Here is a 19,687-nt window from a genome sequence, read left to right on the forward strand (position 1 = left end):
AATCGAGCAGATGACACAGCAGACGACCCAGACGCAGTCCCCGTCCAACCCCATCCTCGTCGCCGTGATCGGCAGCGCCCTGGACGGCATCACCAGCGAGATGGGCCAGACGATGCTGCGTACCTCGCGGTCGCCCATCTTCGTCGAGGCCCGCGACTTCGCCACCTCTCTCTTCAGCGCGGACTGCCGGCTGCTTGCCCAGACCCACTACATCCCGGTCATCGGAGGGGCGACGCCGTTCGCCCTGCGCGCCATCGCGGAGTTCTTCGGCGACGACGTGCACGACGGCGACATCTTCATCCACAACGACCCGTTCAACGGCGGCTCGCACCTGCCCGACATCACCATCGCCCGGCCGGTCTTCTGGGACGGCGCACTCGTCTTCTGGGCCACGACCAAGGGGCACAACGCCGACGTCGGCGGTGGCGGCGTCGTCGGGTTCAACCCCGGCGCGCGGGACGTCCAGGAGGAGGGCATCGTGATCCCGCCCACCCGCGTCGTCGCACGGGGCGAGCTGCGGCGCGACGCATGGGAGCTGATCCTCTCCAACGTGCGGATGCGCGCGCTGGTGGAGAGCGTGCTGAACTGCCAGATCGGTGCCACGGCCATCGGCGAACGCCGCCTCAAGGGCCTTCTGGAGAAGTACGGGCCACGGACGATCGCCGCCGCCACCGACGAGCTGCTGCGGGCCAGCGCCCGCCAGGTCCGCGCCGAGATCGCCGCGATCCCCGACGGCGAGTACCACGCCGACGCGCTGCTCGACAACGACGGGATCGACCGGGACCGTTCCTACCGGGTCGCCCTGACGATCAGGGTCGAGGGCGAGCACCTCACCTTCGACTTCAGCGAGAGCGACGAGCAGGCCAAGGGCTTCATCAACAGCACGATCGCCAACACGGTGTCCTCGGCCCATCTGGCCCTCTTCGGATGCATCGATCCGGACATCCGCTACAACGACGGCGCGATCGAGCCGATCGACGTGATCGCCCCGGCCGGCTCCCTCACCAACCCCGAAGCCCCGGCACCCGTCGCCGCCTGCACCGTCCCGACCTGCGAGGCCATCGCCTCGGCGGTCTGGGTCGCCCTCTCGCAGGCCGTCCCCGACCGGGCGCACGCCGGCTGGGCTCGCTGGTGCACACCCGCCACCATGGGCATGAACCCGCGCACCGGACGCCACTTCGGCGACCTCCACTTCCTGGGCAAGGGTGGCAGCGGAGCCACCGAGGGCTTCGACGGCTGGGACCATCTCTCCCCGTCGAACACCCTGGGCGGACTGCGCGCCCCGGACCCCGAACTGCACGAACTGGACACCCCGTACCTGCTGGAAGCACTCGAATACCTCCCGGACAGCGCGGGCGGCGGCCAGTGGCGCGGAGGTCTCGGCGTGCGCTACCGGTGGCGGGTCCTGGCCGACAACATCGCCTGCGCCACGTACGGCAGCGGTTTCATGCCGCGGACCGCTCCCGTGGGACTGCTCGGCGGACGCCCCGGCATCGTCAATCGCCTGACCCTGATCCGCGCCGGCGCCGAGCCCGTCGAGATGGAATCGAACTCCTTCTACACCCTCGACACGGGTGACGTCGTCGAGGTGATCGCGAGCGGCGGCGGCGGATTCGGCGATCCGCGACTGCGCCCCGCCGACCTGGTCCTGCGCGACGTACGCGAAGGGGTCGTCTCCCTCGACGCGGCGCGCACCGTCTACGGCGTAGCCATCGACGCGGACACCCTCGAAGTCCATGAGGACGAGACCCGGGACCTGCGCGCCGCGATCTGACCGGCCCCCCACACACATCCCCGCGAGCACCAAAGGAACACGCACCATGGCCCACATCGGCCTCGCCGTGGCAGCGAGCCACGCCCCCGGCCTGATCGGCATGCTCGATCAGGCGCCCGAAGCATCGCAGCAGATGGTCACGTCCGCCTACGGGGCCCTGACCCGGCAGATCCGTGACGCCGAACTCGATGTCCTCCTCATGGTGGCCAACGACCACATGGCCAACAACCGCATCCGCGCGTACCCGGACTTCGTCGTCGGCATGGCGCCCGTGCACCGCGGCCCGGCCGAGTTCTTCAAGGACTGGCTGGGGTGCGGGGAGTACCGGATACCGGGGCGCCCGGACATCGCGGAGAAGGTCCTCAACGGCCTGAACCGGCGGGGTGTTCCGGTCTCCGCGACCCGCGACAACCTCAACTTCGACGACAACGTCTCGGTGCCCGTGGTCAGGACCGGGATCGAGGCGAGCGGCGTCCCGATCGTGCCCATTCTCCAGAACGTCACGGTCCCGCCCTTCCCCGACCAGCACCGCTGCTACGAGATCGGCCGGCAGCTCGCCGACCTCATCGAGCACGACCTGCCGTCCGATCTGCGCGTCGGCCTCTTCGCCACCGGCGGCATGAGCCACGAGCCCGGCGGGGTCCGGGACTTCTGGATCGACGAGGAGTTCGACCAGTGGTTCCTCGGCCTGCTCGCCGACGGCGACCACGAGAAGGTCCTGACCGAGGTCACCCTGGAGCGGCTCGACCGGGCCGGCATCGGCGGCACCGGCGAGCTGCTGAGCTGGATCCTGGTCATGGGCGCGATCGGCGAGCGGCCCTGCGACGTCCTCGGCTACACCGCCTGGGACCAGTGGCGCTGCGGCATCGGTGCCGTGAGCTGGGACATGACCTCGGCGCCGGCCGGACGCTGAGAAGGAGAACGCCATGAGTCTGGAACACATCAACCGCGCCCTGGTCGCGCACGATCTCGTGCAGGACCTGAAGTGGGACGCCGGCCTTCGTGAGGAGTTCGTCAAGGACGAGGCCGCCGTGCTCGACCGCTACGAACTGACCGGTGCCGAGCGCACCGCCATCGAGGAGCGCGACTTCCGCACCCTGTACGACCTCGGGTTCCATCCCTACCTCGGGGCCCAGTTCGCCCGGATCCTGTTCGCCAGCAACACGAACGGTGCCACCAGCGCCGTGCAGCACCTGCTGGCCTCGATCCGTGGCGAACCCGCCCCGGGCCGGACCGAAACGGGTGGCCTGTGACGCGGGTGCCCGCCCCGTCCGCGGTGGGGGGAGGCGGTGTCCACGACCTTCCTGCCGGGCCCGACACCGTCCGGGTCGGGGTGATCGATCCCGCCGCACCGCCGGTGCTCACGATCGACTCCGGCGACGAGGTCACGCTGTCGACCTGGGGGCACTGGGGCGACCGCGTCACCCCGGGCACCGTGATGGAGGACTTCCCGGCGCTCCGGGCGGCCTTCCCCGACGCTCTCGGGCCGCACTCCCTCACCGGCCCCATCCGGGTGCGCGGGGCCCGTCCCGGTGACGCCCTCGTGGTGGACGTGCTGGCGCTGACGCCCGCGGCCCACGGGTTCAACCTGGTCGTGGCCGAGCCACGGGGCCGAGGCGTCCTGCGGGACCGCTTCCCCCGGGGAACGATCCGCCACTTCGAGCTGGACCGCGCCACCATGACCACCACGCTCGGCGGCAAGGTGCGCGTCCCCCTCAAGCCGTTCCTGGGCATCATGGGAGTCGCCCCGGCCGAGGACGGCCCGCGCAGCACGGTGGAACCCGGCCCCTTCGGCGGCAACATGGACCTGTCCGCACTTGTCGTGGGCGCCCGCCTCAGGCTCCCCGTCTTCCGGGACGGCGCGGGCTTCTACTGCGGTGACGGCCACGCCGTTCAGGGCGACGGCGAGGTGAACCAGACCGCGATCGAGACCGGGATGGACCACGTCCGGTTGCGGTTCACGGTGGAGCCGGGTGCCGGTCCGCGTACCCCCCGGGCCGAGACGGAGGACCACTTCGTCTCCACCGGATTCGGGGAGAACCTGGAGGCCGCCGCCCACGACGCGGTGGACGACCTCGTGAACTGGCTGACCGAGGAGGGCCTCGACCCGGACGAGGCGTACAGCCTCTGCTCCATCGCCGCGGATGTCCGCGTGACCCAGATGGTGAACAACGTCGTCGGCGTGCACGCCGTCATCGAGAAGCTCACCCGCCGTTCGTGACCTGTCCCCGGGCGTCATGGGACGACCCGGGGACAGGAAAAGGGAAAGGAATGCCGATGACCACGGTCGAGATCCCCGAATACAGGACCGACCCCTTCTTCGGCCTGGAGGACAGGTGGCTGCCCACCGCCGATGGCGAGCTGACCCACTACCACGAGGTCGGCGAAGGAACCCCGATCCTCTTTCTGCACGGCTCGGGGACGGGGGTCACCGCCGCCGCGAACTGGTGGCTGAACCTGCCCCACCTCGCGCGGCACGGCCGCTGTATCGCCATCGACTCCATCGGCTACGGCCAGAGTGTCGTGGCGCCGGGCACCGAGTACGGGATCCGGGAGTGGGGCCGGCACGCACTGCGCGTCCTGGACGCACTGGGCATCGACAAGACCTGGATCGTCGGCAACTCGATCGGCGGCTGGGTCGCCCTGCAACTCGCCATCGACGCTCCCGAGCGGATCCTGGGCATCGTCTCGATGGGCACCGGAGGAGCCAGAAAGACTGCGGCGCTGGCGGGCCACGCCACTCCGGAACTCTCGCCGGAGGGCATCCGCCGTACGCTCGAACAGTTCGTCGTGGACACGGGTCTGATCACCGACGAACTCGTCGACCTGCGCTACCGGGCGGCGCTCAACGACAGCGCGTCGAGTCGGCTCAAGGAGGTCGTGGCGGCCCGCGACCGCGACCGGGACGCGCTGCCGCTCGACCTCGAGGCGCTCGCGGAGGTGGACATCCCGGTGCTGCTGATCCACGGCACGCGGGACGTGGTCATCCCGGTCTCCCGGACCTGGGAACTCCTGCACGCCCTTCCGCGTGCCGACGCGCACCTCTTCAGCCGGTGCGGGCACTGGTCTCAGGTGGAACGCGTCGAGGACTTCAACGAGAGCGTGGGCCGGTATCTGCGCAGGCACGGGGGGAGCGGCCCGGTGTGAGGTGACCGGGCCACGAGTCCGGGCAGCCGCACCCCGGCGGGCACCCGCGTACAGGTGCCCGCCGGGGTCCGTTCCCGGTGTCCCTCGGAAGTGAGGGTGTCGGCGATGTTCCAGACGGCGAGGACCTTCTGCTTGCCGGTGAAGCCGCCGAAGTCGACCTCGTGGCTGACGTCGGCCGGAGGCTGGGCGCCGTTGCCCTCGTACTCGGCGATCTTCTGGTCGCCGACCCGGGTGCTCGGCGTCCGGGGTCAGCGCTTGGTGCGGCGGTGGAACAGGTATCCGCCCATGCCCAGGCCGACGAGGAGTGTCACGGCCAGCACCGCCCAGAGCGGCAGGGTGACCGACGGGATCCAGAGCCGGATGGCGACCGAGCCGGTGTTCGCCGCGATGAACCAGATCGCGAGGGCCGCGAGCACCACGACCCCGATGGTGCGGATGCGTACGCTCCGCCCCTTGACGGTCAGGGTCGACGGCTCCTGCGACCGGGACGTCTTCTGCGCCATGCGTCCAGTATCGGGCGGTTCGGCCGATCAGGCCCGACGAACCCCGCTCAGGGGGTGTCACCCCGCCAGTCCCAGCGGTCGGCGTCGCCGTCCCTGGGCCCGTACTCCGCTTTGCCGCCGGGGCCGAAACGCCCGATCTCCGTGGTCAGCGCCGCGCCCTCGCGCAGCTCCCGGTCCGTCCACCCCGTCACGTCGAGCAACAGGCCGTCGAGCGGGCCGCCCACCAGCTCCCGGTAGACATGACCCGGCCGGGGCCCCGGATCGGGGTCGTCGTGGTCGGCGCCGTACACGCGCCGCTGCCGCATCAGCTCGTCCATGGGGGCAGGATCGCACCCGGCACTGACAATCGCAGGGCCCGGACGCCCCGGGGCCGACAGGGCCTGGCGGACTCCTCGTCCCAGTGGACCCGTCGGCTGGAGCTCGCCCCTCAGGGAAGTCCTTGACCAGCTGCTGAACGTGAACGCGTGATGTCGGGTGTTGGCAAGGCCGACCGCGAAGTGCCCGGTGGCCGAGAACGGGGCCTGCTGGTGGGTCCGACCGGTCGTGCGGCTACTCTCGGCCCACCGCGGCACCGGTCGCGGCCAAGCCCGACGCTTTGGTCTGTGAGGAGCACGTCCGATGGCTCGCACCACCCCGCCACGTCCGCTCGATGTCGAGGCGCTGTTCCCGGAGGTGGCCGACTACCGGAAGACGGCCGTTCGCCTGCACCCGCGCCTCGGCAATCCGAGCGCGCGGGAAAGCTCGCTCGGCGGGCCCGTGCTCTGGCCGCTCTCGGAGCCCTGGCCCCACTGCGAGGACGACCACCCGCGTACGGCGTTCTCTCCTCCCGCCCAGGGACCGGTCCCGCTCGTCCCGGTCCTCCAACTGTTCGCGACCGACGTGCCCGACCTGGACTTCCCCGGCAGCGCCGACCTGCTGCAGGTGCTCTGGTGCCCCTTCGACCATGAGGACGGTTACGTTCCCCGCCCCGAGATGTACTGGCGGAACAGCTCCCTGAGCGACCTGAGGCCGGCCGACCCGCCCCGCCCGACCGGCCCTGACGACCACTACCTTCCGAACCCGTGCGTCCTGCACCCCGAGCGCGTTACCGACTACCCGAACTGGGACCTCCCGGACGAGGTCGCCGACGCGCTCGAAGCCAGGTTCGAAGAGCTGGAGGAGGAAACCGGCTGGTCCTACTGGTCCCACCTCTCCGTGTCGGACGGCATCAAGGTCGGCGGATACCCGACATGGACGCAGGAGCCCAACTGGCCGACGTGCCCTACATGCAGTGTGCGCATGGAGCATCTCCTGACGATCAACAGTTCCGAGTTCGACGGCGAGAGCTGGCGCACGTGGCTGCCCATCGAGGACACCCCGGCCACGGGAACCATCTGGGACCTTCCTTACGAACAACGCACCGCGATCCAATGCCCGCCCGGGCTCATGCTCGGCGACATGGGCGGCATCTACCTGTTCGAATGCACCAGCTGCCCCGACAGGCCCTTCGTCCACCGCTCGGACTGTTCGTGACCGCGCGGCGGCTTCAGCCAAAGGGCCATACCGGTGCTGCGGGGCAGCCGTCGATCGCATCGGGCGGTACTGCACCCTCGTGAGCTCGCGTTTCACGGCTCGGGCGATCCGACCGAGGCGGGCGGCGGCGAGGTTGCCGATGTCCCGACCGGCTCAGCGCGGCTCCAGCGAGCGGATTCGTTCGACCGCCCGCCGGGTCAGCTCCACGATCTCGGCCTTGTGCCGCTTCGACGCGGTATACGGCTTGTACCGGAGCCCCAGGACGACGTTCTCGACACGAACGGTGGTGTAAACGACGTCCGATGGCTTGTACCAGTTCGTCGAGTGCTCGTCTCCGAAACGAGGAAGATCCGGCTTCGTAGGGGTCCCGACGTTCATCTGCTGTTCTGTTGCTTGTCGAGCGGTCTGCTGGAATACATCCTTGGCCACCTCGTACGAGGAGCAGACGTGGATGATGAATGCGGCGTCCACGAACGGAGAATGGGGAGTGTCTCCGTCACGTTCGAACTCGATACCGTCCAGTTCGCATCCGTCCTGTCGGTCCTCCTCCCCATAGGTGTCCACGTCGAACGTGACCCAGCCCCGAGGCATGTCGTCTGCCGTCAGGAGAGCCCGGTCGGCTTCCGAAGTGGGCAGCACATGCGGTCCCATGCTGGCGGCCCGACTGCCCGCTCCTTGGGATTTCTGCGTGGCGGGGCTCTGTGAGATCAAAAGGCGTTGGCCACCGTGGACGGCCAGGGCGAGCAGTCCGGCGGTCAGCAACAGGGACACCCCGATCAATATCCGTGCCGCCGGTGTGTTGTTGATCGTGAGCGGTCCGAAAGAAAGGTGGTTACGGGAGACCCGGCTTCCGGCAATGGCGACCGATCCATGATGATGGACGGACGGGCTGGACAGGTGCGCGGACAATTGGCGCCGCAACTCGGGATCGGTATCGATCTGCTCGCGCAGGGCATTCTCCGCCTCATTCCGCGCCCCGGTGTCTCCGGGTTCCGATTCGAGCCCCCGTAGCGCCGATTCCCCGCGCGGGTTTCCACCCAGACGGGCGCGGACGATCTCGGCGACAGCGTCTCCTCCGCTCTGGCCGAACGCGTTTCCCACCGCACCAGCCACGACCGCCAGAAAACGGCCGACAGCTGCGGCCGCCAACTCCGCAGCGTCCATGTCTCCCCCCCTCGCCACAGCAGGCCGATCGTTCGCCATAGTTTTCTGGAACGGCGCGCATCGAGTCGTCAGCGATGCGCACTTCTCGCACCGGTGCACCGGGCTGCCTCCAGCGCCGTTGCCCCGCTCCGGACGACTACGAGGCGCTGAAGGCATAGGTGTTCGGTCAGGGCCGACGCATCCCCCTGGACACTGCCCGGCTCACGGAACGCGCGGCGGCTCACAGCTTTCCGGCCGCAATCCAGCAGGCCCGAGTACCCGTCGGTGGATCTTGGGCCGCTGTCAGTGAATCAGTGAATCAGCCAGTAGTGGTCCTTCCAGCTGCCGCAGCGGAACTGGATGACCGGTGCGGCCTCGGCAGTGCTTCCGTCCTGGACCGCGAGGCAATTGCCGCTGTTGAAGTTCTTGATCTGGTATCCCTTGGTGAGAGCGTCGTAGGGCCCCTCCCGCCAGTACTGGTCGAAGTAGCCACCGCACGGGTACTGCGTCACCCTGGCGTAGTCGTCCATGGATGCCCCGTCGACCGAGAGGCAGAGCCCGCTGTGCCGGTTGACGATCTTGTACCAGACATTTCCGTCTTCGTCGTAGAGGCCGGCCTGCCAGTACCAGAACTGGTCGGCGTAGTTATTGCAGCTGAACTGGTTGAGATACGCGAAACCCGTCGATGTCCCGGGGACGGAGAGGCATCTACCGGAATTCGCGTTCTTGAGGGTGAAGTCGCCCGAGTCCGCCTGGCTGCTGCCCGCCAGACCGACGACAAGGATGATCGAGCCGAGCAACCCTCCGACGAGATGCCTTACTGGTTTCATCGTGTTCCTCCTTGTGGATCAGCGCCGCGGCGCTCCGCCCGTTCGCAACGGGCCTGGTCATCATCGGAGGAAATCCAGCACCGTCCTTGGCAATGAGCGCAGGACTACATGGCAGAGCGTGCCGTATCCGTCGGCGCGGCCTGGACCGCGAAGGCCGACTGCGCGGGCGGTTTCGGCGCGCCGGACCCTCGGCGTCCCCGCCCGCTTCCACGGGCTGGTCGTGTGGCCGCCCCGCCGGGGCTCAGCGACGGGCCACCGTACGGCGAACCCGCCACCCGGCACCCGGCAGCCGTGCGCCGACCTGGTGCGGTTGGTCGTGCTCGGACACGGCCTCGGCCCGGACCCCTTCGAGGGCCGCGCCCGACGCGGCCACCACCACGTCGCCCTCGCCAGGTCCTGGGCCGCCTCCAGGAATCCGCCGAGGACGCGGGTTGCGGTGGTCCCGGGATCTTCCGGGCGGATAGGGTCGAAAGGCCCTGCCGCACCCGTGTCCGCGCCGACCAGTCTGGGACACGCACCGCCGGAATCTGGAGGGACACCATGACCAGCACCGACCGCCCCGTGATCGCCGCGGTCGACGGCTCGTCGCACAGCGACGAAGCCCTCGACTGGGCCGCCCGTGAAGCCGCGCGCCGGGGGCTCGGGCTCATCGTCGTGCACGCCATGACCCCGGACCGGCCTGCCGAACGGGACGCCCGCCGCCGCGAGGCGGAGGAACTGCTCGCCCGGTCCGTACGGCAGGTGGCCCGGATCGCCCCGGAGCTGAGCCCGTCGACGCTGGCACCGCTGGACTACGCCTCGGCGGTGCTCTCCTCGCTCAGCCACAACGCCTCGCTGATCGTCGTCGGCTCGCGCGGGCTGGGCGGTTTCCGCTCCCTGCTGCTGGGCTCCAACAGCCTGGCGGCCGCCTCGATGGCGGACTGCCCGGTCGTCGTCGTCCACTCCTCCCGGGCCGAGGAGGAGGCACCGGAGGACGCGGAGGCGCCTCGCGACATCGTCGCGGGGGTGGCCGCCGACGAGAGCAGCGAGGCGGTCCTGGAGTTCGCCTTCGAAACCGCCGCGTCCCGGCCCGGCGCGCGGCTGCGGATCGTGCACGGCTGGACGATGTTCTCCTCCATGCTCTCCGGCGGTCCCGTCTTCGACCGGGAGGCCGCAGCCGGCGCCGCCGCGCGGGCCCTCGCGGAACTCACCGCGGGCTGGCGCGAGAAGTACCCACAGGTCGAGACCGTACGGGAGCCGGTCAGCGGTTCCGCCTCACGCACCCTGGTCACGGCGTCCGCCACCGCGGCGCTCACCGTGATCGGGCGGCGCCGGGGCGGCGAGTCCCTCGGGCTCGGCCTCTCCCCCGTCGCCCAGACCACGCTCACGCACGCGCTCGGTCCGGTCGCCGTCGTGCCGTGCTGACCACCGTCTCCGATCGTCCGTGCACGCCTCTTGGCCTCTTCGGCGGGCGGGCGGACACTGACCCGATGACGCAGCGCGCGGACCTCGCCCATCTGATGGACCGGCTCGCCGTCGACGCCCTGCTCACGGGGTACGCGGCGGCGGTTGACGACGGCGAGTGGGCCGACTACCTGGCCCTGTTCACCGCTGACGGCCGAGCCGACTACCGCGGCGCGGGCGGCATCGAGGGCCCGGTGGCCGAGGTGGCCCGGTGGCTGGCGGAGACGATGCGGCTCTTCCCCGTACGCCAGCATCTGATCGTCAACCGGCGCATCGCCCTCGAGGCCCCGGAGGGGTACCGCGGCGACGGGGCGAAGGCCCGGGCCGACTATCTCAACCCGATGCGGCTGGAGCACCCCGAGAGCCGCGCGGACGGCCCGGCGGCGCGGTCCACCGCGCCGAACTTCGTCTCCGGAGGACGGTACGCGTTCACGCTGTCGCGCACGGCCGACGGCTGGCGCATTCGCACGGTGACCGTGCACGAGAAGTGGCGCGGCGCCGGAGGGCTCCTCGCCGGGGAGTGAACAGGGAGGAGCCGCATGCGGATTCCGGCCGGCCGGGGCGAGCGGCGGGGACAGGAGCGACGGGAGCGGGTACTGCGGTCGGCCTGGGGGCGGGGGTGTCTGGCCCTGCTCGCCGGGGCGCTGCCCGCACTCACCTTCCCCGAGCCGGACCTGTGGTGGCTGGCCGCTGTCTGTCTGGTGCCGTGGCTGCTCCTGGTCCGGTCGGCCGGTACAGGGCGGCGGGCCGCGCTGGACAGCTGGCTCGGCGGCACCGGCTACATGCTCGCGGTGCACCACTGGCTCATGCCGAGTCTCCATGTCTTCATCGTGGTCCTGGCCGCGCTGCTCGGTCTGCTGTGGGCGCCGTGGGGGCTGCTGGTCCGCCGGACCATGGGCGGACGGCCCTCCGCACCGGCGGCCGCCCGCGCGGTCGTGCTGGTGCCCTGCGGCTGGCTGATGATCGAACTGATCCGTTCCTGGCAGGCGCTCGGCGGTCCCTGGGGGCTGCTCGGCGCCTCCCAGTGGCAGGTGGGGCCCGCGCTCCGTGTGGCGTCGGTGGGCGGTGTGTGGCTGGTGAGCCTGGTGCTGGTGGCGGTGAACACGGCCGTGGCCCTGCTGCTCCTGGCTCCGGCCGCCCGCACGGTGGCCGGGGTGTCCCTCGTGGTGTGCGGGCTGGCCGTGGGGGCGGCGGTGCGGTGGGCACCCCGGCCCGCGGAGTCGGGGGTGGCGAGGATCGCCGTCGTACAGCCCGGAATGTTCGACGGGCCCCTCGGCCCGGAGCGGCGGCTGGCCGCCGGTGAGCGGCTGACCGGTGCGCTGGCCGGGCGCGGCGTCGACCTGGTGGTGTGGGGCGAGAGCAGCGCGGGGGTGGATCTCGCGCACCGGCCGGACGTCGCCGATCGGATCGCCGCGCTCTCACGCCGGGCGGGCGCGGACATCCTGGTCGGTGTGGACGCCCGGCAGACCGACCGGGCGGGGCGGACGGGGATCTTCAAGTCGGCGGTGCTGGTGGGTCCGGACGGGCCGACCGGGGACCGGTACGACAAGATGCGGCTGGTGCCGTTCGGCGAGTACGTCCCCGCCCGGTCGGTGCTCGGCTGGGTCACGTCCCTGGGCCGGGCGGCGGGCGAGGACCGGCTGCGGGGCACCCGGCAGACCACGATGACGGTGCCCGGGGCCGGGGGCGGGCACGCCCTGCGGATCGGGCCGATGATCTGCTTCGAGTCGGCGTTCCCCGACATGAGCCGGCGGCTCGCCCGGGACGGGGCGCGGGTGCTGGTCGCCCAGTCCTCGACCTCCTCGTTCCAGCACAGTTGGGCGCCCTGGCAGCATGCCTCGCTGGGGGCGCTGCGGGCCGCCGAGACCGGCCGCCCGATGGTGCACTCCACGCTCACCGGGGTCAGTACGGCGTACGGCCCCTCGGGCGCCCGGATCGGCACACCGTCCGGTACGGAGGCGCGCGGCTCCGCCGTGTTCGACGTGCCCCTGGCGACGGGGAGCACGCTCTATGCGCGGCTGGGCGACTGGCCCCTCCAGGGAGCGGCGACGGTGCTGGTGCTGTTCTGCGGGTACGAGGCGGTCCGCTCGCGCGCGGAGCGCGGGCGGACCGCCTCCGACCGGCCGGTCAGGGGCCGTTGACCGAAATGATGCGGCCCTGGGCGTCGACGGTGAGCGCGACCCGCTGGACCTTGTTGGTCACGGCCAGCCCCACCCAGACGGCGCCCCAGAGGAAGCAGGTGAGCACCGTCAGGAGGGCGTGCAGGAGATGGTTGAGCGGGGCTCCCCGGACCATGACGACCTGCGTCCGGGACCGGGACTCCACCCGCCAGCCGGCGGCTATCCGCTGGTTGACCGCCCAGTCGAGGATCAGGGCGCGCTGCGTCGCGTCGGGCGGCCGTCCGTCGGCCGAGTAGTAGCCGGGCGGCGGCTGGAGCGCTCCCCAGCCCGTCGGCTCGTCGTGGGGTCGCACGAGGTCACCTCCACAGGCCGGTGGGACATCACCCCAGCCTGCATCCCGTCCGGATCCGGCGCATCCCGGGGCCGGGCGGCGCCGGGTTCGGCCTCAGCCGAGGCCCAGGTCGGTGAGGACGCGCTCGCAGAGTTCGTGGGTCAGCAGGGCGTCGCCGGCGTGCAGCACCCTGCCGGCGCGTACGGCGTCGAGGAAGGACAGGACGCACTGCTCGATGCCGCGCTGGTGGGCCACCGGCACCCAGTCGCCGCGCCGCCGTACGCTCGGCACCCCGTGGTGGTCGATGATCCGGGCGAGGTCGACGACCTCGCGCTTGGCGTCCTGGCCGGAGACCTCCAGCCGCTCCTCGGTCGACCCGCCGCGCCGGTTCATCATGCCGATGGCGGTGAATCCGTCGCCGGACAGCTGGAGCACGACCTGGTGCATCAGTCCGTCGCGGACCCTGGCGCGTACGACGGTGTCCTCGACCGGTCCCGGCGCGAGGAAGCGGAGGGTGTCCACGACGTGGATGAAGTCGTCGAGCACCATGGTGCGCGGGTCCTCCGCCATGCCCACCCGGTTCTTCTGCATGAGGATCAGCTCGCGCGGATGCTCGGCGCACTCCGCGTAGCCGGGGGCCAGCCTGCGGTTGAAGCCGACGGCGAGGCTGGTGCCGCGTTCCTCGGCCAGGGCCACCAGCCGCCTGGAATCGGCGATCTCGTAGGCCAGCGGCTTGTCGACGTAGGTGGCGACGCCCGCTTCCAGCAGCCGGGCCACGATCTGCGGGTGGGCGGTCGTCGGGGCGTGGACGAACGCCGCGTCCAGCCCCTGCGCGATCAGCGCGTCCAGGTCGGCGTGGCACTGCGCGGCCGGGATCCGGTGGGCCTCGGCGACGGCGGCAAGGGTGGCGGGCGTACGGGTCTGCAGGTGCAACTCGATGCCGGGCAGGCTGGTCAGCACCGGCAGGTACGCCTTGCGCGCGATGTCGCCGAGCCCGATGCAGCCGACCTTCATCAGGGTCTCCCTGTTCTCGCTGTCCGGCGTCCGTCGGCGCCGTGTCCGCCTCGCGAGAGGCAGCATACGTGGGCCGGGGCGGCCGTCGACCGGCGGGGAAGGCGGGGCCCGCTGGCCTGCCCGCCTCCGGTGGACCGGCGCGGGTGACCGGTGTCGTTCCCTCACGCGGCCGGACCCGGCCGCTGGTCCGTCCGTCCTTCCCGGACAAGAGGGGTCACGCGCGGAATTCACCGAACTGCTGAACGGAACCCTCGGTCCCGGGCGGGCGCCACGCCGACCGGGTGTCACCCGTGCGGAGCAATCCAGGCCGCCGTAGCCTCCCGGGACGCGTCCGCACCGCAGAGTTGATCACGTGCAACGAACTCGAATCACCGTGAGCCTCCTGGTGGGCATGGCCGCCACCACGCTGTCCGGCTGCGTGTCCGTGGGGCCGGGTCCGGACATCCCGCCCCGGCCGCACAGCAGTGGTCCCGCCCAGAGGCTGTCGCCGCAGATCGTGCTGCCGCCCGTCCATGACTCGCTGGAGGCCCTGCCGGTCCCCGAGCCGTCCACCCCCCGCCCCTCGTCGGCCGCCCCGCCCCGCGCGACCAGCGCCCCGTCCGCGCCCCGCCGCTCCGCGCCCCGTGCGCCGTGGCGGCAACGGCACCCCGCCACCACGCGTCCGCTCCCCCGCCCGGTTCCCGTGCCGCCGGGGGTGACCGCGCCGGTCCCCGTCCCGCCGCCACCGGCCCCCGGTACGGGCATCTGCGCCCTGGGCCGTGGCTACGGGCACTGGCCCGCGGGCAGCCCGCAGTCCAGGATCTGCGACCACGCCTACGGGCACTGACCCCGCCCGGTCGCAGGGTCGGCGGACCGGCTCAGGGTTCGCGCAACCGCAGCTCCAGCCGGGCGATCGCCGCGCGCACCCCTTGCGCGTACCCGTCGTCGGCCCGCCCGTCCGCGAGCGTGCCGGCGGCGGCGCGGGCCCGGTCCAGATGGAAACGCGCCGCGTCCGGGCGTCTCAGCTTCAGGTAGTCCGCCACCAGGCTGAGGTGGAGCGAGGGGTAGAAGGCCCGCAGCGCGGGGGCGTCGGGATGCCGGGCCGCCCGCTCGTCGCCCGGCCCGTCGGCGGCGGTCAACGCCCGGAGGTCCCAGGCCAGTTCGTCACCGGGGTCGTCCTGGGTGTCGGCCATGTAGTGGGCGAGGGTGGCCCGGTCCAGGGCGTCGCCCGCCTCACCGATCTCCGACCAGAGCGCACCGAAGCGGTTGCGGGCCTCCTCCCGGTCGCCGCCGTGCAGCAGCATGACCGCTTGGCCGATCCTGGTCATGACGGCGTCCCTGGACGCCTCCCGCTGCTCCGCCACCGCGGCCTCCTCACACGCGCCGGTCCCCCGTTCGTTCCCGGTCGACGCCAAGGACTGTCCTCCCGGCAATCCGTGGTGGATCAGCGCGCGGCGTCGGATGCGGTACATCGTAAGGCGGAGGAACATCCCCATACCGGATGTATGCGGATGTTCCGACAACGCGGCGAGGTGTCGTAGCTGCCGTCGGCGAGGTGTCGTAGCTGCCGTCGCGCGCCCGCCAGGGATTACGGGGCAGCCCTTGGCTCCGGCGGCCGCCGACCCCGCCGAGGTGCGGGCGGGCGTCCCGGGCCGGCCGCCGAAAGCCGCCGTCGGCCGGACCGGGAAGCGGGCTCAGCCCAGGTCCGGGATGCGCCAGTCGATGGCGTCGTGCCCCTGCGCCGCCACCGCCTCGTTGATCTGCGTGAACGGGTGGGAGCCGAAGAACTTCTTGGCCGAGAGCGGCGAGGGGTGCGCCCCCTTCACCACCACATGGCGCTCCTCGTCGATCAGCGGGAGCTTCTTCTGGGCGTAGTTGCCCCAGAGCACGAAGACCGCCGGATCGGGCCGCGAGGCGACGGCCCGGATCACGGCGTCGGTGAACTTCTCCCAGCCCTTGCCCTTGTGCGAGTTGGCCTCGCCCGCGCGGACCGTCAGCACGGCGTTGAGCAGGAGCACACCCTGCTCCGCCCACGGCATCAGATAGCCGTTGTCCGGGACCGGCAGGCCCAGCTCCTCCTTCATCTCCTTGTAGATGTTCCGCAGCGAGGGCGGCGTCTTCACCCCCGGCCGCACGGAGAAGCACAGCCCATGGCCCTGGCCCTCGCCGTGGTACGGGTCCTGGCCGAGGACGAGGACCTTCACCCGGTCGTAGGGCGTGGCGTCCAGGGCGGCGAACACCTGGTCGCGCGGCGGATAGACCGGCCCCTTGGCCCGCTCCTCCTCGACGAACTCGGTGAGCTCCTTGAAGTAGGGCTTCTGGAGCTCGTCGCCGAGCACGTCTCGCCAGGACTCGGGCAACAGGTCGGTGTCGGTCACTTCAACAACCTCCGGTAAGCAAATCAGCTGTACATCCGAGAACCTACCGGGGGCCACTGACAACGCGTCCCGCAGTGCGGACTACCAGCTGGTCTTGCGGTAGAACTCCCACATCTGCATGACCGTCTGCGGGTCCAGGGCGCGCTCGCCGCCGCCGATGTCCTCGCCCGAGGCGACGTACAGCTTGCCCTGCCACAGCGGCAGCAGCCGCACGTCCTCGACGAGGATCCGCTGGGCCCGCTCGAACTGCTTGGCAACCGCGCCCCGGTCGCTCTTCCTGCGGGTCTCCGGCAGCAGCTGCTTGGTGATCTCGTCCTTCAGGTAGGGCATCCCCGTGACGCTCTGCTTGCCCACGAACGGGGCGATGAAGTTGTCCGCGTCCGGGAAGTCCGGGAACCAGCCACGGCCGAAGACGGGGTACTCGCCCTTGGTGAAGCCTTCCTGGAAGGGCGTCCAGGTCGTGCTCCGGAGCGTGATGCGGAACAGCCCGGAGCCGTCCAGCTGGCGCTTCAGCTCGTCGAACTCGGGGGCGGTGGAGGAGCCGTACCGGTCGGTGGCGTACCAGAACGTCAGCTCGACCGGCTTGTTGATGCCCGCCTTGGACAGGATCTGCTTCGCCTTGGCCCGGTCCGGGTCGCCGTACGCGTCGAAGAAGCTGGTGGTGTGGCCGGCGATGCCCTTGGGGACCATGGAGTACAGCGGTTCGGCCGTCCCCTGGTAGACCTTGGCCACCAGGGCGTCGCGGTCGACGAGCTGGGCGATGGCGCGCCGCACGGCCACGTTCCCCGCCGCCGGGTCCTCGGGATTGAAGACCAGGAAGCGGATGTCGGCGCCGACGGTCTCGACGATGCGCGGCTGGCCGTCCTTGGACTGGTCCCGCTCCAGGCCGACGACCTCCTCGGCGGTGAGGCCGCGGTAGATCGCGTCGATCTCCTTCTTCCGCAGCGCCGCGACCACCGGGGCGGACTCCTTGAAGTACCGGATGGTGACCGCGTCGTTCTTGCGGTGCGCGAAGCCCTGGTAGTCCGGGTTCTTCACCAGCTCGGCACGGGTCCCCGGCTTGTACGAGTCGAGGAGGTACGGACCGGAACCCGTGACCTTTCCGTCGTTGCGTATTTTGTGCTGCGAATAGTCACTGGGGGCCACCAGCGACATCGCGGGCGTGGCCAGAATGAACGGGAACGTGGCATCCGGCCGGGTGAGGTGGAAGACGACGATGTCGTCCCCCTTCGTCTCGACACGGTCGAGCGAACCGAGCATGCCGACCGGTCCGGTCTTGAGGGCGATCTCCGAGATCCGGTCGATGGAGTACTTCACCGCCGCGGCGTCGAGCTTGTCCCCGTTGGAGAATTTCAGACCCTCGCGCATCTTGCACCGGTAGGAGGTGCTGGTGGCATCGGTGAACCTGCACCATTCCGCCGCATCGGGCTCGGGCTTGGTGCTTCCGGTCGGGAAACTCACCAGGGTCTGGAAGACATTCCGCATCAGCTCCCAGGAGTTGTCCCACGCCGCTGCCGGATCGAGGGTCGAGGGTTCACTGGTGGTGCCGACGACTATTTTCTGCTCGCCCTTCGAACCACTGTCGGAAAGAAGTCCGCAGCCGGCCAGCAGAGAAAGGGAAGCAAAGACTGCAGCGGCCTGCAGACTGGCCCGGTAGAACACGTGCACGCTCCTCGATCAGCCATGGGTCGGCAGACGATACCGCAGTGCCCCGTCGGGTCAATCCGCAGGCCCGACAGGGCACTTGAGTCAATCAGGGCCAAACCAGCTCAGGCCGTCTCAGCCCACACCCGCGTTCAGGAAGATCCCTCCGTCGACCACCAGGGTCTGTCCGGTCATCCACTCCGACTGACTGGAGGTCAGGAACGCGGCGGTGCCGCCGATGTCCTCGGGAACTCCCAGCCGACCCAGCGGATAAGCCGCCGCGGCCTCCGCCTCCCGGCCTTCGTACAACGCCTGGGCGAACTTCGTCTTCACCACCGCGGGCGCGATCGCATTGACCCGGACGGCCGGCGCGAACTCGTGCGCCAGTTGCAGGGTCAGATTGACCATGGCCGCTTTGCTCATGCCGTACGCACCGATAAAGGGCGAGGCGGAAATACCGGCGACGGAGGCGATGTTGACGATCGCACCGCCGTTCTCCTTCTGCCACGCCTTCCAGGTCAGCTGCGCGAAACCGAGCGCGGAGACGACATTCATCTCGAAGACCTTGCGGGCGACGTCGAGGTCGAGCTCCGCGATCGGACCGAAGACCGGATTCGTACCGGCGTTGTTGACCAGGAAGTCGACCCGGCCGAACGCCTCCATCGTGCGCTCGACGGCCTCGGTCCGGTGCTCCGCGTCGTGCGCCTTCCCGGCCACGCCGATCGCCCGGTCGGCGCCGAGCCGCTGGACGGCCTCCTGGAGCGCCTCCTCGCCGCGTCCGGTGATGCACACCCGGTCGCCCCGGGCCACCAGCGCCTCGGCGACCCCGTAGCCGATGCCCCGGCTCGCGCCCGTGATGAGCGCGACCTTCCCGCTGTCCTGCACTGCCATGATGTCCCAGCCCTCCGGGTTCAGTTGAGCGGTCCGCCGGCGACGTACAGGACCTGGCCGGAGACGAAGCCCGCGTCGTCGCCGGTGAAGAAGGCGATGGCGTTGGCGATGTCCTCGGGGCGGCCGACGCGCTGGACCGGGATCTGGGTGGCGGCTGCGGCCTGGAAGTCCTCGAAGCCCATGCCGATCCGGGCGGCCGTCTGGGCGGTCATCTCGGTGACGATGAAACCGGGGGCGACGGCGTTGGCGGTGATGCCGAACTTGCCGAGCTCCTTGGCGAGCGTCTTGGTGAAGCCCTGGAGGCCCGCCTTGACGGCGGCGTAGTTGGCCTGGCCCCGGTTGCCGAGCGCCGAGGAGGAGGAGAGCGAGACGATCCGGCCGAACCCGGCGTCCACCATGTGCTTCTGGACGGCCTTGGCCATCAGGAACGCGCCCTTGAGGTGGACGTTCACCACGGTGTCCCAGTCGGACTCGCTCATCTTGAAGAGCAGGTTGTCGCGGAGCACGCCCGCGTTGTTGACCAGGATCGTCGGGGCGCCGAGCTCGGCGGCGACCCGCGCGACCGCGGCTTCCACCTGGGCGCTGTCCGAGACGTCACAGCCGACCGCGAGGGCCCTGCCCCCGGCCGCGGTGATCGTGTCGACGGTGTCCTTGCAGGCGGCCTCGTCGAGGTCGAGTACGGCGACGGCGCGGCCCTCGGCCGCCAGGCGCACCGCGGTGGCGGCGCCGATGCCCCGGGCCGCTCCGGTCACTACGGCGACGCGCTGCTCGGTGGTGGACATGCTTGGTTCTCCTCGCCCTTGGATCGCCGCCCAGCGGGTCCGGGGCGCCTCCGGCACGGGATCTCGATCTCGTGTGCGGAACCTTCCCGATGCCTGAGCGACCGCTTAGTACCTTCAGCAGAGGAGACGCTAGAAGCCGCGGCATCCGGTGTCAACGGCGCGCGGCCGCCGCGGCGCATGTCACATCCGGCGCACC

At 70.8% G+C, this 19,687-nt stretch carries 21 protein-coding genes and 1 pseudogene; 10 read left to right on the forward strand and 12 right to left on the reverse strand.

Annotated features, from left to right (window positions below; translation table 11 throughout):
- Nucleotides 1-10: 10 nt before the first annotated feature.
- The 5 genes from ACWC97_RS20300 to ACWC97_RS20320 all read left to right on the forward strand — a co-directional run bounded on the left by ACWC97_RS20300 (nt 11) and on the right by ACWC97_RS20320 (nt 4,921).
- Nucleotides 11-1,774 (forward strand): hydantoinase B/oxoprolinase family protein, encoded by a 1,764-nt coding sequence (locus ACWC97_RS20300; RefSeq protein WP_385213925.1) that lies wholly within the window; start codon nt 11-13, stop codon nt 1,772-1,774.
- Nucleotides 1,775-1,820: 46 nt separating this feature from the next.
- Nucleotides 1,821-2,687: a DODA-type extradiol aromatic ring-opening family dioxygenase gene (locus ACWC97_RS20305; RefSeq protein ID WP_352274295.1), complete on the forward strand. Its 867-nt coding sequence runs from the start codon at nt 1,821-1,823 to the stop codon at nt 2,685-2,687.
- 13 nt (nt 2,688-2,700) lie between these two features.
- Nucleotides 2,701-3,027 (forward strand): extradiol ring-cleavage dioxygenase, encoded by a 327-nt coding sequence (locus ACWC97_RS20310; protein WP_352274294.1) that lies wholly within the window; start codon nt 2,701-2,703, stop codon nt 3,025-3,027.
- 80 nt (nt 3,028-3,107) lie between these two features.
- Nucleotides 3,108-3,995 carry an acetamidase/formamidase family protein gene (locus tag ACWC97_RS20315; RefSeq protein ID WP_352274293.1) on the forward strand — a complete coding sequence of 296 codons (888 nt, stop codon included), beginning with the start codon at nt 3,108-3,110 and terminating at the stop codon, nt 3,993-3,995.
- 56 nt (nt 3,996-4,051) lie between these two features.
- A complete protein-coding gene (locus tag ACWC97_RS20320) occupies nt 4,052-4,921 on the forward strand; it encodes an alpha/beta fold hydrolase (RefSeq protein WP_352274292.1) in 870 nt (289 codons plus the stop codon).
- Here ACWC97_RS20320 and ACWC97_RS20325 read toward each other — a convergent pair.
- The 3 genes and pseudogenes from ACWC97_RS20325 to ACWC97_RS20335 all read right to left on the reverse strand — a co-directional run.
- Nucleotides 4,843-5,148: pseudogene (locus tag ACWC97_RS20325) on the reverse strand (hypothetical protein); the annotation flags it as partial. The gene ACWC97_RS20320 and the pseudogene ACWC97_RS20325 overlap by 79 nt on opposite strands.
- Before the next feature lie 21 nt (nt 5,149-5,169).
- Nucleotides 5,170-5,424 carry a DUF1049 domain-containing protein gene (locus ACWC97_RS20330; RefSeq protein ID WP_352274291.1) on the reverse strand — a complete coding sequence of 85 codons (255 nt, stop codon included), beginning with the start codon at nt 5,422-5,424 and terminating at the stop codon, nt 5,170-5,172.
- Nucleotides 5,425-5,471: 47 nt separating this feature from the next.
- Nucleotides 5,472-5,741: a hypothetical protein gene (locus ACWC97_RS20335; RefSeq protein ID WP_385213936.1), complete on the reverse strand. Its 270-nt coding sequence runs from the start codon at nt 5,739-5,741 to the stop codon at nt 5,472-5,474.
- A 301-nt stretch (nt 5,742-6,042) separates the two neighbouring features.
- On the opposite strand from ACWC97_RS20335, the gene ACWC97_RS20340 reads away from it, so the two are divergent.
- Nucleotides 6,043-6,936 (forward strand): DUF1963 domain-containing protein, encoded by an 894-nt coding sequence (locus ACWC97_RS20340; RefSeq protein ID WP_450650697.1) that lies wholly within the window; start codon nt 6,043-6,045, stop codon nt 6,934-6,936.
- A gap of 153 nt (nt 6,937-7,089) precedes the next feature.
- Here ACWC97_RS20340 and ACWC97_RS20345 read toward each other — a convergent pair whose 3' ends face one another.
- The gene (locus ACWC97_RS20345; RefSeq protein ID WP_450650698.1) at nt 7,090-8,100 is read right to left on the reverse strand and encodes a hypothetical protein; all 1,011 of its coding nucleotides are present in this window, start codon (nt 8,098-8,100) and stop codon (nt 7,090-7,092) included.
- A 290-nt stretch (nt 8,101-8,390) separates the two neighbouring features.
- Nucleotides 8,391-8,909, reverse strand: a complete 519-nt coding sequence (locus tag ACWC97_RS20350) for an RICIN domain-containing protein (protein WP_352274287.1) — start codon at nt 8,907-8,909, stop codon at nt 8,391-8,393.
- Between the two features lie 540 nt (nt 8,910-9,449).
- On the opposite strand from ACWC97_RS20350, the gene ACWC97_RS20355 reads away from it, so the two are divergent.
- From ACWC97_RS20355 to lnt, 3 genes are all read left to right on the forward strand, one after another.
- A complete protein-coding gene (locus ACWC97_RS20355) occupies nt 9,450-10,313 on the forward strand; it encodes a universal stress protein (protein WP_450650701.1) in 864 nt (287 codons plus the stop codon).
- 65 nt (nt 10,314-10,378) lie between these two features.
- Nucleotides 10,379-10,876, forward strand: a complete 498-nt coding sequence (locus tag ACWC97_RS20360) for a nuclear transport factor 2 family protein (RefSeq protein ID WP_450650703.1) — start codon at nt 10,379-10,381, stop codon at nt 10,874-10,876.
- 15 nt (nt 10,877-10,891) lie between these two features.
- Nucleotides 10,892-12,493 (forward strand): apolipoprotein N-acyltransferase, encoded by a 1,602-nt coding sequence (gene lnt / locus ACWC97_RS20365; protein WP_450650705.1) that lies wholly within the window; start codon nt 10,892-10,894, stop codon nt 12,491-12,493.
- Here the strand turns inward: lnt and ACWC97_RS20370 are convergent.
- A complete protein-coding gene (locus ACWC97_RS20370) occupies nt 12,480-12,824 on the reverse strand; it encodes a hypothetical protein (RefSeq protein ID WP_450650707.1) in 345 nt (114 codons plus the stop codon). The two genes, lnt and ACWC97_RS20370, sit on opposite strands and share 14 nt — an antisense overlap.
- 93 nt (nt 12,825-12,917) lie before the next feature.
- The gene (locus ACWC97_RS20375; protein WP_450650709.1) at nt 12,918-13,817 is read right to left on the reverse strand and encodes a Gfo/Idh/MocA family protein; all 900 of its coding nucleotides are present in this window, start codon (nt 13,815-13,817) and stop codon (nt 12,918-12,920) included.
- Nucleotides 13,818-14,169: 352 nt separating this feature from the next.
- Here ACWC97_RS20375 and ACWC97_RS20380 point away from each other — a divergent pair, with 352 nt between their 5' ends.
- Nucleotides 14,170-14,643 (forward strand): hypothetical protein, encoded by a 474-nt coding sequence (locus ACWC97_RS20380; protein ID WP_352274281.1) that lies wholly within the window; start codon nt 14,170-14,172, stop codon nt 14,641-14,643.
- 31 nt (nt 14,644-14,674) lie between these two features.
- Here the strand turns inward: ACWC97_RS20380 and ACWC97_RS20385 are convergent, their stop codons facing one another.
- The 5 genes from ACWC97_RS20385 to fabG form a co-directional block, all read right to left on the reverse strand.
- A complete protein-coding gene (locus ACWC97_RS20385) occupies nt 14,675-15,160 on the reverse strand; it encodes a hypothetical protein (RefSeq protein WP_352274280.1) in 486 nt (161 codons plus the stop codon).
- Between the two features lie 330 nt (nt 15,161-15,490).
- Nucleotides 15,491-16,174, reverse strand: coding sequence for a uracil-DNA glycosylase (gene ung, locus ACWC97_RS20390; RefSeq protein ID WP_352274279.1), 684 nt, complete (start codon nt 16,172-16,174; stop codon nt 15,491-15,493).
- An 81-nt stretch (nt 16,175-16,255) separates the two neighbouring features.
- Entirely contained in the window at nt 16,256-17,836 is a 1,581-nt protein-coding gene (locus ACWC97_RS20395) for an ABC transporter substrate-binding protein (RefSeq protein WP_352274546.1), read from the reverse strand.
- A 117-nt stretch (nt 17,837-17,953) separates the two neighbouring features.
- Nucleotides 17,954-18,709 (reverse strand): SDR family oxidoreductase, encoded by a 756-nt coding sequence (locus tag ACWC97_RS20400; RefSeq protein ID WP_392279939.1) that lies wholly within the window; start codon nt 18,707-18,709, stop codon nt 17,954-17,956.
- Between the two features lie 20 nt (nt 18,710-18,729).
- Nucleotides 18,730-19,491: a 3-oxoacyl-ACP reductase FabG gene (fabG, locus tag ACWC97_RS20405; RefSeq protein ID WP_352274277.1), complete on the reverse strand. Its 762-nt coding sequence runs from the start codon at nt 19,489-19,491 to the stop codon at nt 18,730-18,732.
- Nucleotides 19,492-19,687: the final 196 nt, after the last annotated feature.

Source organism: Streptomyces sp. NPDC001108 (assembly GCF_053598535.1).